The 14,263-nt window shown below is 56.0% G+C and carries 11 protein-coding genes and 4 pseudogenes; 12 read left to right on the top strand and 3 right to left on the bottom strand.

Annotated elements, in window-relative coordinates:
* Positions 1-86 precede the first annotated feature (86 nt).
* From AB4048_RS27645 to AB4048_RS27665, 5 genes are all read left to right on the top strand, one after another.
* Positions 87-1,406, top strand: coding sequence for a type I restriction enzyme subunit R domain-containing protein (locus AB4048_RS27645; protein ID WP_442205172.1), 1,320 nt, complete (start codon positions 87-89; stop codon positions 1,404-1,406).
* A 500-nt stretch (positions 1,407-1,906) separates the two neighbouring features.
* On the top strand, positions 1,907-2,545 hold the full coding sequence (locus AB4048_RS27650) for a recombinase family protein (RefSeq protein ID WP_442205173.1): 639 nt from the start codon (positions 1,907-1,909) through the stop codon (positions 2,543-2,545).
* A gap of 259 nt (positions 2,546-2,804) precedes the next feature.
* On the top strand, positions 2,805-3,551 hold the full coding sequence (locus AB4048_RS27655) for a hypothetical protein (protein WP_442205174.1): 747 nt from the start codon (positions 2,805-2,807) through the stop codon (positions 3,549-3,551).
* A gap of 304 nt (positions 3,552-3,855) precedes the next feature.
* Entirely contained in the window at positions 3,856-4,635 is a 780-nt protein-coding gene (locus tag AB4048_RS27660; protein WP_442205175.1) for a hypothetical protein, read from the top strand.
* A 110-nt stretch (positions 4,636-4,745) separates the two neighbouring features.
* Positions 4,746-5,438, top strand: a complete 693-nt coding sequence (locus AB4048_RS27665; protein ID WP_442205176.1) for a hypothetical protein — start codon at positions 4,746-4,748, stop codon at positions 5,436-5,438.
* 80 nt (positions 5,439-5,518) lie between these two features.
* Here AB4048_RS27665 and AB4048_RS27670 read toward each other — a convergent pair whose 3' ends face one another.
* Positions 5,519-6,709, bottom strand: a complete 1,191-nt coding sequence (locus AB4048_RS27670; protein ID WP_442205177.1) for a GIY-YIG nuclease family protein — start codon at positions 6,707-6,709, stop codon at positions 5,519-5,521.
* Between the two features lie 239 nt (positions 6,710-6,948).
* Between AB4048_RS27670 and AB4048_RS27675 the strand changes: the two genes are divergently transcribed.
* The 6 genes and pseudogenes from AB4048_RS27675 to AB4048_RS27700 form a co-directional block, all read left to right on the top strand.
* Positions 6,949-7,767: a DUF6538 domain-containing protein gene (locus AB4048_RS27675; RefSeq protein ID WP_442205178.1), complete on the top strand. Its 819-nt coding sequence runs from the start codon at positions 6,949-6,951 to the stop codon at positions 7,765-7,767.
* A 45-nt stretch (positions 7,768-7,812) separates the two neighbouring features.
* On the top strand, positions 7,813-8,127 hold the full coding sequence (locus AB4048_RS27680; protein ID WP_442205179.1) for a transposase: 315 nt from the start codon (positions 7,813-7,815) through the stop codon (positions 8,125-8,127).
* Between the two features lie 67 nt (positions 8,128-8,194).
* Positions 8,195-8,548: an IS66 family insertion sequence element accessory protein TnpB gene (gene tnpB, locus AB4048_RS27685; protein WP_442205180.1), complete on the top strand. Its 354-nt coding sequence runs from the start codon at positions 8,195-8,197 to the stop codon at positions 8,546-8,548.
* Positions 8,549-8,616: 68 nt separating this feature from the next.
* Positions 8,617-10,145, top strand: a pseudogene (tnpC, locus tag AB4048_RS27690) (IS66 family transposase).
* Positions 10,142-11,098 carry a tyrosine-type recombinase/integrase gene (locus AB4048_RS27695; RefSeq protein WP_442205181.1) on the top strand — a complete coding sequence of 319 codons (957 nt, stop codon included), beginning with the start codon at positions 10,142-10,144 and terminating at the stop codon, positions 11,096-11,098. Before tnpC ends, AB4048_RS27695 begins: the two are co-directional and overlap by 4 nt.
* A gap of 205 nt (positions 11,099-11,303) precedes the next feature.
* Positions 11,304-11,527 (top strand): annotated as a pseudogene (locus AB4048_RS27700) (transposase); the annotation flags it as partial.
* 9 nt (positions 11,528-11,536) lie between these two features.
* Here the strand turns inward: AB4048_RS27700 and AB4048_RS27705 are convergent.
* Positions 11,537-11,842: pseudogene (locus tag AB4048_RS27705) on the bottom strand (IS110 family transposase); the annotation flags it as partial.
* Positions 11,843-12,137: 295 nt separating this feature from the next.
* Here AB4048_RS27705 and AB4048_RS27710 point away from each other — a divergent pair.
* Positions 12,138-13,209 (top strand): annotated as a pseudogene (locus tag AB4048_RS27710) (IS5 family transposase).
* A gap of 192 nt (positions 13,210-13,401) precedes the next feature.
* Here AB4048_RS27710 and AB4048_RS27715 read toward each other — a convergent pair.
* Positions 13,402-13,722: a hypothetical protein gene (locus tag AB4048_RS27715; protein ID WP_442205182.1), complete on the bottom strand. Its 321-nt coding sequence runs from the start codon at positions 13,720-13,722 to the stop codon at positions 13,402-13,404.
* Positions 13,723-14,263: the final 541 nt, after the last annotated feature.

Consider the following 14,263-nt stretch of genomic DNA (forward strand, 5'->3'; position numbering starts at 1 on the left):
CGAAAATGCCAGCGTCGGATTACGCTCAGTAACGCCATGTCGATCACTCCAAAGCCCCCGCTGAAACCACAGGGGATGATTGAAACATGGGTCAATTCTCAGTGATATTTTCCCGCAATCCCGGGTCAGCTCTCAGCGCAAATCAACACCTAGTCGCCTTCTCCGGCGAGGTCGACGACAAGGAGAGTGGACCCGATCCCTTCACCGAGACCAGCAAGGAACTGAACCCGGGGTTGAACGGGCGCGACATCCGCGAGGCGTTCAAGCTGCCAGAGTACCATGTGCTACTCGTCGCCAATAAGTTCCAGACCGGCTTCGATCAGCCGCTCCTGTGCGGCATGTATGTCGACCGGCGACTGGCAGGAATACAGGCGGTTCAGACGCTCTCCCGCCTCAACCGGTCGTACCCGGGCAAGGACACGACCTATGTCCTCGACTTCGTCAACAGCTCCGACGACATCCTGAAGGCGTTCCAGACCTACTACGAGACGGCGCACCTCGCCAATGTCACGGACCCGAACCTCGTGTTTGACCTCAGGGCGAAGCTGGACGCCTCTGGTTACTATGACAGCTTCGAGGTGGACAGAGTGGTGAAGGTGGAACTCGATCCGTTGTCGAAGCAGGGCGACCTCATCGCCGCTATCTGGCCAGTGGTTGACCGCCTGCTGAAATCCTACAAGGCCGCTCAGGAATGCCGGAAGATCGCACTCGCCAAGGATGACGCCCAGACGACCAAAGACGCTCAGGATGAAATGAATGCACTAATCCTGTTCCGCAACGACATGGGCGCGTTCGTGCGGCTCTATGCCTTCCTGGCTCAGATCTTCGATTACGGCAACACCGACATCGAGAAACGCTACATGTTCTACAGGCGACTGATCCCACAACTGGAGTTCGGGTGTGAGCGGGAGACTGTCGATCTGTCGCAGATCAAGTTGACGCATCACAAACTGTCGAGCAAGGGCCAGCGGCCTCTCGCCCTGAGTAGCTCTGAGGAAGCAACGCTGAAACCTTACACTGCTCCCGGTTCCGGTTCGCTACAGGATAAGGAAAAGGCGCTGTTTGCCCAAATCGTCGAACGTCTGAACGACCTGTTCCAGGGTGTCGATGAAGAGGATCAGGTTCGATACGTCATGGGCGACATCAAAGGCCAAATGCTGAAGTCGGAGACGCTCGTCCAGCAGGCCATGAACAACACCAAGGAACAGTTCGCCAACTCCCCCGATATCCTGACGAAGATCATGGACGCGGTCATCGACGCTTCCGACAGCCATTCCAGCTTGTCCAACCAGGCCTTGGGGTCATCTAGGGTGCGCGAGGGCATCAAGGAACTGCTGCTGGGACACGGGCAACTCTGGGAGGGGCTACGTCAACGAGGAGAAGCCTCGGATCATCAGACGGGATAGCTTGGCCAGTCGCAAGCGCAGAGCGCCTTGCAGGCCTTGGCTGAGCAAAACATGGGAACGGTCTCACGTGTGGAGCTGAAGCCGAAGCGCCAACGTGCGAATGTTTTCGGGATAAAAGTTTGGAGCGCCATCATTAGATGCGGATCTCGCGGCGTCCCCCCGGTGGGGTGAGGGCGGCCAAAAAGTTCGTCGGACGCTATGCGCATTACGGGCAAACCGATACCGCCTTTGACGTTGCTGGGGGGCTTGTCGATGGGCTATTAACGACCGATGGTGTCGGAGAGCATGCTCGCAAACATGAAGCAGAAGACATGATGTGGATGGCTGACGCTGGTGAAGACGACAGCCCGTTTTGCGGTTAACCCCGGTCCTATTGTCCACAAGGGCATACCGCTGTGTACATAGATGAACTGCTGCCGATGGATGTCCATAAGGGTTGACGACACCATGTGGACAGCGTAGCTCTGTGGACATCACCAATTTGGACAGGCTAGATCGCAATGACAAAGACCATCCTCTACGCCCGCGTATCGACCTCCGATCAGACCGTGGCCCACCAGAGAGCCCAAGCGGAAGCCAAGGGATACGCCTTCGACGCTGTGGTCACCGACGATGGTGTCTCGGGCAAGGTCCCGCTCAAGGAGAGGCCGCAGGGCAAGCGCTTGTTCGATGTGCTGCGCCGAGGTGATACGCTGGTTGTCCGGTGGGTCGATAGGCTTGGGCGTGACTACAACGATGTGACCGATACCATACGTCACTTCATGCGCGAAGGCATCATCATCAAGACCATCATCAATGACATGGAGTTTGACGGGTCGAGGACCGATGCCATGGGGATGGCCCTGCGGGACGCCATGATGACGTTCATGGCCGGGATGGCCCAGGCGCACATGGAAGCGACCAAGGATGCCCAGAGGGCTGGTATTGAACACTCCAAGGCGAAGGAGCCTGAGAAGTTCCTCGGCCGCAAACCGACCTTTGATGCCGAGAAGTTGGCTGAAGTCCTCCGCATGGCGGACATGGGTGCGAACAACAGCGAGATCGCTCGTCAGACTGGCCTCATCAGGCAGACGGTCATCCGCATTCGCGCCGATCCCGTAAAGGCGGCTACGGTAGTGGCGCTGTGGGAAGGGGCTTAGGGTATCCCGCGTCATACAATGCCGACTACTGTTTGTTCGCGAAACTCCGAGCCTTGCATTGCATCACCAACTGCAATTTGTGGCGCATTGCGGTCATCTTACTGTATGTGAATTCTGCACAGTCTGCGATACCGGAAATACGAAACCGCAGTGCGAAAAGCTTGATTTATACACGGCTGTCTATATCAGCACTCTACCCTTGCCTAAGTGGATCAGTTATTGATGTAGCCTCATTTAGCTGATCTGCGGAGGGGCAACGTTGAACTTAGCTGCTGCAATCCCGTACGTCACTGGTGGCCTCAGTCTTGTGGCGTTTGTCATCGCCGCAATATTTTATGCATACCGCGCCAGCCTAAAGCAACGCCGAGATATAATTTTAAGCGCCCCTCCCGCTGATCGAATTGAAGCAATCGACAGTACAGCAGATTTTTTACGGATCGACACCGCAGCTTTAAATCAAAAAGCGAAGGAAAGAATAATACTTGAGCAGATCAAGGTGCGCTCAGAGCGTAATTACATGATATTCTTTGCATCACTCTTTTTCGGATTGATACTTGCTGTTATTGCGCTCGTTACTATTTTAAGACCTGAACCCTCACCTGCTCCTGCTCCCGCTCCCGTGGCGACAGTGCCCGGGTCGCCGTCCGCGCCTGAGCCATTGGTGAAAGTCTTCACGCATCCTGACTTGTCCCGTGAAGGTCGTATTATGCAAATTAAGGTGACAGTAGTTTCAAACGGACGAGGGGGCGGTTCATTCAACGTTGATTTCTTCTGGACGGGTTCCCCTGGCACATGGTCAGGTTCGCAAAGCACGACCATTACCATCTTAGGACAATCAGGCGAGGTGTTGCAGGGAATTACAATTCCAATAGATAGGAGTGGGTGCTTCTATGGTGGTGGAAATCATCAAACAAAAGGCGGAGAATTAACTTTCGATCCAAAGATAGCCGCTAGCATTGGCGTAACGCTCTCAGAGGTTCACAACAGGACCGAAGGTGGTTGCTAGTTTATTTTTGGTTCGATAGTGACAGACACCTGATCAGCAAGGACCGCGATTGGTGCGTTACTGCATCGCCGACCTTGGCAACCCGCACCTGACCGTGTAGGACGCCCTACCCACGACCTCCGGACAACTACCGAAGACGCTTTGGACAGGCGTCGGCAACCCATGCGCTTGTGCTTCAGCGGTTATTCGTTGCCTTCTGCGCTTCAGTGCGGGGTGGCTATATTGACTGGCGCGTGATCGATGACGTCGCCTTCGATCCTGTTTAACGATAGCCGAACCAAGGCAGTAAGAAAGAGAACTACAATTGGCTAAAGCTAAACCACCCGAACTCAAGGAACTGTGGCCATTCGTGGTCGGGGGCGACAGCATCGCGATACGGCTGGATGCGATTGTCTTGAACCCCGAGGTGCAGATCAGGGCCGCCGGCACTTCCCCCGCAACGGTGAGGGACTACCTCGATGCCATGAAGGCTGGCTCGAAGTTTCCTCCGGTGACCGCCGTCCAGGTTGACCCATCCGACATCAGCATGGGCTGCCACCTCGTGGATGGCTGGCATCGAACAGAGGCGGCTAGAAGAGCAGGGCTTCAGACGGTTCAGGCCAAGGTCATACAGGCGGAGCTCAAGGAGTTGCCCTGGCTGGCGGCACAGGCGAACATGACGCACGGACTTCAGTTAACCCGAAAAGACCGCAGAGGCTGCTTTAGAGCCTACGTTAAGGCAGGCGGGCACCGCACTGGACGCGGGTCCGGTGTGAAGTCTGCGAAGGTGATGGCTGACGATCTGAAGGGCATCGTTTCGAGACATCAACTTCCCGTGTGGATGGAGAAGGACTTTCCTTCCGTCTTCAGGGCCATGAAGACCGGCGGGCTCCTTGACGAACTAAAGGAGTTCATGCCTGCCGACGAAAGCATGGTTGATCGGGAGAGCGAGATCGCGGTGAGAGCGGCCGTTGATCAGATCAAGGCTCGCGTTAGAACGATCGCAAACACGGCGGTTCGGGAGCGCGTGGTGACAATGGTGGCGTCAGCAGCGAGAGAGATCGGTGGACAGATGGCAGATGTCATCGTCAATAATGACTTTTAGTTAAATCAGATGGTTAGATGGAAATATGCTAATTATCACCCCAGTTATTCACGAACACATGAGAAACCCTTGCGGCGTAGGGCCCAGATGAGATCTACCTCGAACTAGCCATGACAAGCTGGAGCAAGAAGAGGGAACGCAAAGAAGAGGTCAAGGCCCGGGCGAAGGAGCCCAGCTTCAGGTTCCACACGTGTCGCGTGATGGGCTGCGGCAAGCCATCTCGTGCAGCCACACAGGACGGCCTGGACACGTTCTACTGCCGATCCCACGCCGATCACTACTCACGCCACGGAAGCCCCTACAAGCGGTCCTACGGGGCAAGCGAGATTGCACCGCATCGCATGATCGCAAGGGCATGGCTTGAGGCCAACAAAGACGACATGTGGGTGACGAACGCGATCCAGAGGATCCAGAGGTTGTACGCGAACGCTGGTCCGCATGTGGAGGCATTCCGGCTCAACGGGCTCTCACCGCAGGAACGAGCCAGGGCGGCTTGGGCGAGACTACGGAAAGCCCAGGTCGATCCTCGCAAGGTCGTTGAGGCGTGTCTTGCGGTGGAGTTGACAATTCGGGCTGACATCCAGCCGGATCGCAAGGCGGAGTTCAAGCGCGTCCAGTGGGCGAAGCAGGTCCACAAGCTTGCATCTGGTACCCACAAGAAGTGGTCTGGAATTGGCGGCGGGAAGACCGAGCTGCATGTCTATCCGAGGTCACGCGGGCAGGCCCTGAGGCATCTTGGGGCCGATCTAGAGCAAGCAATTGAGCTTCTGCTTGCCCACTCTTTACCAGAAAGTGGTCTCTGAACCTTCGGCGCGTTGTAAACTGTGAGGAATTGAGCCGATTGCTATGGGGGAGTAGCAGTGCGGCAGCTGCTCAGGCAGTATCACGAGCGTCTATTGCGCTTCTCCTTCGCGGGAACTGGTCGGATAACCAATCCATCAAGGGACTTCAGGGTCAGAGTAGCCCTTGGATCTTGGTAGGCTTCTGGCAATTCTGGCGGATTGTCGATGAAGATATTGTGCACCCTTATCTTTGCTCGCTGGTTGGAGACGGGCTCCTGCATCGCTAAGGCGAGTTGCTCCATGCACTCTACCTGGGTCATAAAGTTCTCAGACTTCGAAATCGCCTTATTCCGCACGCGCCCAGATACATTGAGGCACCAATTCATAGTCCCCCCGTCATAGTCTTGAGTGGGATGGACCACAAACTCAAGAAAATCCGTGTACTCGAGCCCAACAACCTTCAAGAAAAATGAAGGCTGACCCCGCTTGGGCTCATGCTGAAAGTCGCGCAACACAACCTCGCACGATCCCTCTTTGAGCCATCGTCCTTCCCTAGTGGCGTCAAACGCTTGTTGTTGTGCCTCCTTCTCACGCTCCATCTCTCGTTCAGAAGCGAGCCTCTCGAGGTCGTTTCTCCGCTGGATTTCAGCTTTGGCACGAGCAGCGAAAGCCTCGCCCATGCTGGAAGCAAGCTCCGGATAAAGTTCGGCGAAACTCTGCGTGCAGGCATTTTTGGCCTCATCTAGCGAAACCTTGAAGAATTCCTTGCCACGGCGTTTCGTAGCTAGGTGCGCATGAGCCCTCTGCTCAACGGCCCTCGGGTCGCCAACGATAGGCAAGGACCACTCAACCTTAAATCCCGTGGGGACGCCGGTAACTCCGGACAATTCGGAAACGCGCTTCGCTACTGTTCCTGTTGTGTATCCTATCTTAAGGAGGCCCGGCATCGATGGATTGCTGAGGACGTAGAGATTTCCCTCGAGCGTACCGCCAAATTCGCTGGGGGCAATAATAGTTAGGCTCTCGGGAATAACTGAAAAATACTCATTCCGATTTCCCGATTTCAACCGGCGAATTTCGTAGTCGAACCGCACCCTGTCGCCCACAATAACCGGTGAAAGCTTATCATCGGTGAAGATCGAGAACTCGTCGGTGCCGATATAAAAGCTATGTGCTTGGCTTCCGCTCTTCGCAACCCGTGATGAGCACTCTGTGACGAGCCCATCAGCTTGCTTTATTCTGTGCCCACCAACGCTGAAGCGGCGCTTTGGCTGAGTTCTCTCGTTGATCATGAAACCCCATTCCGACAATGCAGGTAAGAAATTGCATAGCGAGTGCTTCCCGATATGGATAGGTCAGCACTCGCTTATAAACAGCAAATATGGATGGATTGACACTCTTGCCCGTGGGTACCTGGGCGGGGCAGGTATTGTGGAAACACGACGCAAGCGGAGCTTGAATGCGCTACAGCGGCATGCTACATCGGACAACGATCAGGCGAATTTAACATATTGATTTAACTGACATAAAGGTGCGAGCTTGGAAAATTCAAATCTCTCTAGCAGCACCATCCTTTCCTTTTGATTTCATTGAAGCTCTTGCTTTTCAGGGGTTTCCGTACATCCTTCCGTTACAAACTGCGTTACAAAAACGGAAGATCATGGCTCGCCAACCCCGCTATCTGTTGAATCGAAACGGCCGCTATTTTGCCCGTCTCGTCATTCCCAAAAACCTTCGTCCTTACCTTGAGAACAGGACCGAACTGCGCAAAGCCCTGGGACCGGACCGTCGGGCTGCTCTGGCTCAGCTACACAGCGCAGTCGCGACCCTTCAGCACGAAATTGACCGGGCTGAACAGCGTAGACAACAGCGATGCGGCGACACCGCCTTATCGGGGCGATATCTGCTCACCTCCGAGCAAATCGCTGTACGAAACTACCACGAGCGCCTTTCGTTCGACGATGAACTAAGAAATCTTGGGCCGCTCTGGTCGAGTATTGGTATTGATGATGTCTACGTCGCCGATTTACGGGCTGGTCTAGCGGGCAAACTAAATGACCGAGCGTTGGGTGAGCTTATCGGTGGTCGGATCGAGCGCTACCGGCGCCTTGGCAATACCACCGTGGAGACTGGATCCGAGAATTGGCGCGCACTAGCCAGAGCGCTGTGCATTTCTGAGCTTGAAGCGCTGTCGCGCGTGGCCGAGCGTGACGAAGGAGACTTCTCTGGAATGCCCCAGCATCCCGTCATCAAGCAGGGTGAGCCGCCTGTCGATGATCAGCCACCTATACCGCTACGCGAGCTATTTAATCGTAACCGATGTTTCGCCCCCACCTTGCCGCTGGCGTGATGATCTGTGATCGACTTTCCATGGACGAACGAAGGGAGTTTCTCCATGGAGACTACGTTGGAGTTTCTCACAACCGGGAATGCCGGACGTGATGTAGATCGCCACTGGCCGGATGAGGTGAAGGCCAGGATCGTTTCGGAGAGTTTGCGGCCGGGCGTGACGGTGAACGAGGTGGCAGACCGCTATGGGCTGAAGCCGAACCATCTGTCGTCATGGCGTACGATGGCGCGGCAGGACAAACTGGTTTTGCCTGCGCCCGAGGATGCGGTGGAATTCGCGGCTATGGTTGTCGAGACAACTGCCGCCGAGCCGCTGATTAAAGAAGTCAATCGTCCCGAGATCGCGTCGGTCCCGTCATGATCCGCCTGGAGGAAGGCGCATCTGCCGCCCGGATCGTCACCATTGCGCGTGCGTTGGCGGCCTCGGCATGATCTTTCCGTCGAACCGCGTGCGGATCATGGTGGCGACAAAGCCGGTGGACTTTCGCAAGGGCCATGACGGGTTGGCGGCGCTGGTGAAGAACGAACTGCGCAAGCACCCGTTCACCGGAACGGTATTCGTGTTCCGGTCACGCAAGGCGGACCGGTTAAAGCTGATCTACTGGGATGGCAGCGGTATGGTGATGGCCTACAAGCGACTGGAAGAACACACCTTCACCTGGCCTGGCATCAAGGATGGCTTGATGACATTGGGCCACGCGCAGTTTGAGGCGCTATTTGCTGGTCTCGACTGGCGTCGGGTCCGTGCAGTCGAGACGAGAGTGCCGGAAGCCATCGAATAGCTGCGGCACGATGACTCGGTCGCCAAATTCCAAGGGCAAACCGAAGCCGAATTTGGTAGATTTGGCGCATGCTGAATGCCGCCGATCTTCCCGATGATATTGTTGCCTTGAAGGCAATGCTGATAGCGGCAACCGCGCGTGAAGTTCGCAAGGACGAGCGGATCGAACGACTGGAAAGGCTGGTTGCTGCCTTCAAGCAGGCGGCTTTCGGGCGCAAATCCGAAAAGACCGATCCCGACCAGTTCGATCTGGCGCTGGAGGATTTGGAAACGGCCATCGCGGCTGTTCAAGCCGAGGAAGGGGCCGATGCTGCCTCGGGCAAACAGGTCTCCAAGCCACGCGCGGCAAATCGCGGCTCGCTCCCCAGCCATCTTCCCCGTATCGAGGTAGTCATCGAGCCGGAAAGCCTGACCTGCGCCTGCGGCGGTTGCCTGCATTGCATCGGTGAGGATGTGTCGGAGAGGCTTGACGTCATCCCCGTGTCATCGTGACCCGTCGTCCGAAGTATGCGTGCCGCGCCTGCACCGACGGCGTCGTGCAGGCTCCGGCTCCGGCACGCCTGATTCAGGCAGGTTTGCCGACGGAGGCCACGGTCGCCCATGTGCTGGTCTCCAAGTACGCCGATCATCTCCCCCTGTATCGGCAGGCTCAGATCATGAGCCGCCAGGGCATTGACCTCGACCGCTCCACCCTTGCCGATTGGGTCGGCCGTGCCGCGTTCGAACTGCGTCCTGTCTTCGATGCGCTGATCGCCGACCTGAAGCGCTCCAAGAAACTCTTCATGGACGAGACCCGCGCCCCTGTGCTCGATCCCGGCTCTCGCAAAACCAGGACCGGCTACTTCTGGGCACTGGCACGGGATGATCGACCATGGAGTGGCGGTGCTCCGCCGGGCGTCGCCTTCACCTACGCTCCCGGTCGTGGAGGACAGCATGCCGAGCGGATATTGCAGGGCTTCTCAGGCGTTCTGCAGGTCGACGGTTATGCCGGATACAATCGGCTGATCGCGTCAGATCGTATCGGTCCCGACATCCGGCTTGCCTATTGCTGGGCGCTTGCCCGTCGCAAGCTGGTGGAGATCACCCGCACTGGATCTTCGCCGATTGCCGAGGAAGGTGTAAAGCGGATTGGTGAACTTTACCGGATCGAGGCCGATTTGCGGGGGCTTGATGCTGAAACCCGCTTGGCTGCGCGACAGGCGCGATCAAAACCACTGATCGCCGACATGGAAAGATGGCTCGCCCATCACCGTGCCCGCGTCGCCACCAAATCACCGCTGGGCGAAGCCCTGAAATACATCGCCAAATACTGGGACGGCCTGGGCCTCTTCCTGACCGATGGCCGCATCGAGATCGACAACAATAGCGTCGAAAGAACCATCCGGCCGACAGCCCTCAATCGTAAGAACGCGCTCTTTGCAGGACACGATGCCGGAGCAGAAAACCGGGCCACCATCGCCTCGCTCGTTGAGACCTGCAAACTCAACTCTGTCGATCCGCAGGCCTACATGACAAGCACGCTCACTGCCATCGTCAACGGACACAAGCAGAGCAAGATCGATGAGCTGCTTCCCTGGAATTATCCCGCCAAGGTGTGAGCGCGACACCGCTTACATTTAATCGATACCTGGCCGAACTTCGGGCAAATGGAAAAGGCGACGGAGCCGAAAAGCGTTGGCGACCGATTATAGACGACCTTATCAGATTCACGAAAACGGCCGATGCCAAGAAACTCAAGAAAAAGATGCTCATTGAATGGAAGGACGCGAAAATCGTAGCTCTTTCGCGGCGTACCGTTCGCGATGTCTACCTTACGGCGGTTAATGCCGTATTGAATTGGGCAGTCTCCAACGATCTCCTTGACGCGAACCCAGCGAAGGACATCAAGTTAAAGGTGGCACCGAAGGTTCTCAATCGGCCCAAGGGTTTCACTCGCGAAGAGGCTACCGCGGTGCTGAATTTCGCGATGGCATATACGCCCCCTCATTCTGACAATCCTCAAACACCTGAGAAACCGAGCACAAGCGCCGCCAAGAAATGGGCGCCTCTAATTTGCGTATTCACTGGCTCACGCATTTCCGAGGTTACTCAAGTTCGAAAAGAGGATGTCCGAGAGGAAAATGGCATTCACTACATCAGAATTACGCCTGACGCCGGGAGGGTTAAAAATCGCAAATACCGCGATGTACCCCTTCATAGGCAGATCATCGAAAAGGGATTTCTTGATTTCGTCGCGGCGTCTCCCGAGGGACCACTTTTCTATCCGCCAATGAACGGCAAGAGAACAGCAGACCCAGCGCAAACCGTTTCCGGCAGAATTTCAAATTGGCTGCAAAAGCAAGGCGTGGTGCCCGGTCGCGTCTCCCCAAACCATGGCTGGCGGCACGCTTTCAAGTCTGCCGGCCTCGAGGCGGGAATAGATGCACGCGTGCTTGACGCAATCCAGGGACATGCACCTCGAACAGCTGGGGAGAACTACGGCGACGTAACGATCATCACTAAAAAGAGGGCGATCGACCGACTTCCAGCCTTTCCCCTTTGGCCGCGATAAACCATGCGCTGCGCCCCATGTCGAGCCTCGGCCGCCGTCTGGCGTGGCGGTCCGAGTTCAAATCTCCTGTTGCTCGGCACTGCGCGCTGACAAAGAGGCCTCCTGCAATTAAAGGCCTCTGTCCGGGATCAGCGCCCTGAGACAGAAGTGTTTAATTGAGAAGCGAGGATTTTCGGCTCATCCTAGCTCATTCAAGGAAGCGAAGATGAGACAAAAATCCGGGTCGCAGAAACCAGCGGCCGAACACGTCATCGAGGACATTCGCCGCGCCACGCGCAAGCACCATTCGGCCGAGGATAAAATCCGCATCGTGCTGAACGGTCTGCGCGGCGAGGACAGCATTGCCGCGATCTGCCGCCGAGAGGGATCGCCGAGAGCCTGTATTATAGTTGGTCGAAGGAGTTTCTCGAAGCGGGCAAGAAGCGGCTTAGGCATTGATGCCCTCACGGCTCGTCCTGACAGAGGTTCTTCCACCTGGTACCGCCCCTCGACGAAGGGCCGGTAATCGGAACCGCCTTTGACGACGGCATGCACGACGCGAGCCATCTTGGCGGTAACGGCAGTCATCGCCTTGCGGCGCCGATCGGCATTGTCGCGGTCTTTGGCGATGTAGCGTTCGAACTTGTGACGAAAGCCGTTCTCGCGCTGGCGGATGGCCACTTGCCCAGCGATCCATAGGGTGCGCCGCGGCCTTGCGTTGCCGAACGTGGAAAGCCGCGTCTGGCCGCGGTGCTGACCGGACTCTTATAGCCCCGCAAAACCGCGATCAAACGGTCATGCTTCAGGCGAGTGTTCAGGACCACAAGCCGGCGACGGCGTCTGTCGCAAGGGACGTCGATTAGGACTTCGTTGCGGACCTTTGCAATGTCGATGGCTACCAACACCGCATCGGCAGGTATAGAATCTGGGCTGGTCATGGTTGGTCTCTCCGGGAGGGGTGTGAACACTTACATTCTCATAAATCAACCGGATGCCTCTAAAAACCTTCCCTTCAGCCGGTTTTCGTGATTCTGCTTGCGTGATTTCCAGGGAACGGATGATGCGTGGGCAGCCAGGCTTTTGGGATTTGGACGAGCGTTACGAGCCTAAGTGCTGTCGGCGACCCTCTGGAGAAACTCAACAGCATCATTCCCTGGGCTTTGTTCGAGAGGCCTTTGGCGAAGGCATTGAAGCGATCCGACGGATCGAAGGGCGGACGTTTGCCGTTTCCGGCGTTGCTGACGTTCAAGATCGGGGTGCTGCAGGCGCTTTACAATCTCTCCGACGACCAGGCCGAGTTCTTCATCCAAGACCGGTTGTCGTTCATGCGGTTTCTCGGCTTGGCCTTTGCGACAAGGTTCCCGATGCCAAGACGATCTGGCTGTTCCGTGAAAGCCTGGTGCGGGCTGGTGCCATCCCGTTTCGACAAGCATCTCTCACGGTCGGGCTATCTGGCCAAAGGCGGTCAGATCGTTGATGCAACGATCATCCAGGCTCCCAGGCAGCACAACAGTCAGGACGAGAAAGACGCGATCAAGGCTGGTGACATCCCATACGCGTGGAAGGACAAGCCCGCCAAGCTCGCGCAGAGGATCGGGATGCGCGTTGGACGGTGAAATGTTCCAGGGCGAAGGAGCCGACGGAAACGCCGAAATCAGCCGCGACCAAGCAGCATGACATCGCCATTCCGATGTTCGGCTACGAGAACCATGCCGGAACCGAAAGGGCGCATGGGTTCATCCGGGGATGGACGGTGACGAGTGCGGCCGCCCACGACGGCGCTCAACTCAGGAACGTCGTGACCAAGGACAATACTGCCTCGACGGTCTGAGCCGACAGCGCCTATCGCTCGAAGACCAACGAGGAATGGCTGCAGGACAATGGGATGAAGTCGGACATCTATCAGCGAAAGCCGAAGGGCAAGCCAATGCCTGAAACGATGTCGCGGGCCAACGGGCGACGATCAAGGATCAGGTTCGCCTTCGAGCGTGTCTTCGCCAGGCAAAAGTACAGATGAAGCTCTTCCTCCGCACGATTGGCATCAGCGGACCACGGTAAAGATCGGCATAGCCAACCTCGCCTACAACATACTCCACTATGTCTTCCACGAGGGCCGCCGTGCCGCCGCATGACGCCGACTTCCCCGCAATGGCAGTGACCCACGAAATCCAGCATGAAATCGGAGGGCGAAAGCCGACAACAGCCATCAGGCCGCTGCGCCGATCACGAATTCAAGGGTATTTCGAACTCTTCAACCCGCAAACCGAGCCGGAAACTTCAATCTTCCCAAGCCAAAAGCGTCTCAAATCATTCGACGACGGAAATTAGTCGATATGCAGTTTCGCTCGCGTCGAATTTCCATTGCTATCGGTTTCAATCCGAGCACCTATCTCAAGCTTGGAATCGATAGGCGCTGAAGATCTTATCGTCACGGACGATATACGCTTTTTATGGTCAATCTCTTCGTATTCGATCGTTACAGGAGTTTGGGTAACCAGTGCTGAGGCCAATATTACCTGAAAGCGGAAATCCGTTGAAAAAAAGGCTTGAGCGTCGTTCCCGCCGATTGTGCGAACACCAAATTGAGTATCGTTCAATTTTCTAATAAAATCAATGTCATATACCTGACCATCGAAGTGCGACATAATCGTTTCTCCCGGAGATAAAGGCACATTAGTAGATTCACATGCTAGGACAGTTATCAGATTTGCGCATTGAGCGGGTCTGTTGGACGTCATGCTCAAGCCTTTTGACATTAGTAGCTGGCCCGATAGAAGTAGCAAGCCGCGATTTCATCTGGCCCGAGATATCGTAGCTATTTCTCTTGCTGGAGCGTTCGGCCGAACGGTTCGGAGCACCACCCCTCATTAACCTGTCGCTGCGGCAGTAGAGTTCCGAATGTGGACCAAGGGACTCCCCCGTTCGATTATCTATGAGATTCTTCCAAATCGATTTCATAGGCAGCAGTTGTAAAAGATAAATGCTTCTTACGGCATGAAAATTTCTACATAGCGTACTGGCGATGTCAGTTGACGTTCTTATGAGACCTGTGCGCGGGAAGGACTATTGCGTTGATTCTGTTTAATTTTGTGGCACCCAGGTTAGAGGTCGTAGTGATATCAGCGCCGACGTTGCCGGCTGTAGCTTCTGGCGCTCCGGTGGAAGCGCCGGTGTTGTTGTTGCCGC

The sequence above is a fragment of the Rhizobium sp. RAF56 genome, assembly GCF_052113965.1.
Classification (GTDB): Bacteria; Pseudomonadota; Alphaproteobacteria; order Rhizobiales; family Rhizobiaceae; genus Rhizobium.